Genomic DNA, 1,660 nt, shown 5'->3' on the forward strand with positions numbered 1-1,660 from the left:
CGCTAGAGATAGCTTAGTGCCTTCGGGAACTCTGAGACAGGTGCTGCATGGCTGTCGTCAGCTCGTGTTGTGAAATGTTGGGTTAAGTCCCGCAACGAGCGCAACCCTTATCCTTGTTTGCCAGCACATAATGGTGGGAACTCCAGGGAGACTGCCGGTGATAAACCGGAGGAAGGTGGGGACGACGTCAAGTCATCATGGCCCTTACGAGTAGGGCTACACACGTGCTACAATGGCGTATACAGAGGGCTGCAAACTAGCGATAGTAAGCGAATCCCACAAAGTACGTCGTAGTCCGGATTGGAGTCTGCAACTCGACTCCATGAAGTCGGAATCGCTAGTAATCGTGAATCAGAATGTCACGGTGAATACGTTCCCGGGCCTTGTACACACCGCCCGTCACACCATGGGAGTGGGCTGCACCAGAAGTAGATAGCTTAACCTTCGGGAGGGCGTTTACCACGGTGTGGTTCATGACTGGGGTGAAGTCGTAACAAGGTAGCCCTAGGGGAACCTGGGGCTGGATCACCTCCTTACCTAAAGACTTATGCTGTTTTATGCAGTGTCCACACAGATTGCTTGGTTAAAATGTAAGAGAGCCACTTATTGTTGCCCAACAATAATAAGTATGAACATTGTCCCGTTCGTCTAGAGGCCTAGGACACCGCCCTTTCACGGCGGTAACAGGGGTTCGACTCCCCTACGGGACGCCAATGGGTCGTTAGCTCAGTTGGTAGAGCAGTTGACTTTTAATCAATTGGTCGCAGGTTCGAATCCTGCACGACCCACCATTCTTTCTCACGACGGAATTAAAACTATCGTGGGCGATTAGCTCAGTTGGGAGAGCACCTCCCTTACAAGGAGGGGGTCACTGGTTCGAGCCCGGTATCGCCCACCACTCTCTAAGAATTTTCTGCACGGAATAGCAGATTTAATGAAGAATACCTTTATTAAGTCCGCCTTGTTGTCGCTGAAAATCATTAGAAAGTGGTTATCGTTAGATAATTGTATGCTCTTTAACAATCTGGAAAGCTGACTAGTAAATTCAATCGAAAGATTGATTTTAAAAATGTTTTTATTTTCGAATAAAAACGAGTTCTCAAAACAACACACATTCAAGTGTCTTGTATCGAGTCCGGCGAAAAACCAATGTTTAATATTTTCTTGATCGGATTATTAAACGCAAACCTTGGTTGTTTGAACATACAAGACCTCTTGGGGTTGTATGGTTAAGTGACTAAGCGTACACGGTGGATGCCTTGGCAGTCAGAGGCGATGAAGGACGTATTAACTTGCGATAAGCCCAGATTAGGCAGTAAAAGCCACTTGAGTCTGGGATTTCCGAATGGGGAAACCCACTAGCATAAGCTAGTATCATTAACTGAATACATAGGTTAATGAAGCGAACCGGGGGAACTGAAACATCTAAGTACCCCGAGGAAGAGAAATCAACCGAGATTCCGGTAGTAGCGGCGAGCGAAACCGGATTAGCCCTTAAGTTAGTTCAGCGTTAGGTGAAGGTTCTGGAAAGTGCCGCGATACAGGGTGATAGCCCCGTAACCAACAACGCTTTATTAGTGAAATCGAGTAGGACGGGACACGTGATATCCTGTTTGAACATGGGGGGACCATCCTCCAAGGCTAAATACTCCTGACTGAC

The 1,660-nt window shown here is 47.4% G+C and carries 3 tRNA genes and 2 rRNA genes; all 5 read left to right on the top strand.

Annotated elements, in window-relative coordinates:
• Positions 1–536, top strand: a 16S ribosomal RNA gene (locus PAND9192_RS20150); the annotation flags it as partial.
• A 101-nt stretch (positions 537–637) separates the two neighbouring features.
• Positions 638–713: transfer RNA gene (locus PAND9192_RS20155), tRNA-Glu, on the top strand.
• A gap of 2 nt (positions 714–715) precedes the next feature.
• Positions 716–791 (top strand) — tRNA-Lys (locus PAND9192_RS20160).
• A gap of 31 nt (positions 792–822) precedes the next feature.
• A tRNA-Val gene (locus PAND9192_RS20165) sits at positions 823–898 on the top strand.
• Between the two features lie 329 nt (positions 899–1,227).
• Positions 1,228–1,660: ribosomal RNA gene (locus PAND9192_RS20170) — 23S ribosomal RNA — on the top strand; the annotation flags it as partial.

It is taken from the genome of Photobacterium andalusiense, from assembly GCF_900185625.1.
Classification (GTDB): domain Bacteria; phylum Pseudomonadota; class Gammaproteobacteria; order Enterobacterales; family Vibrionaceae; genus Photobacterium; species Photobacterium aquimaris.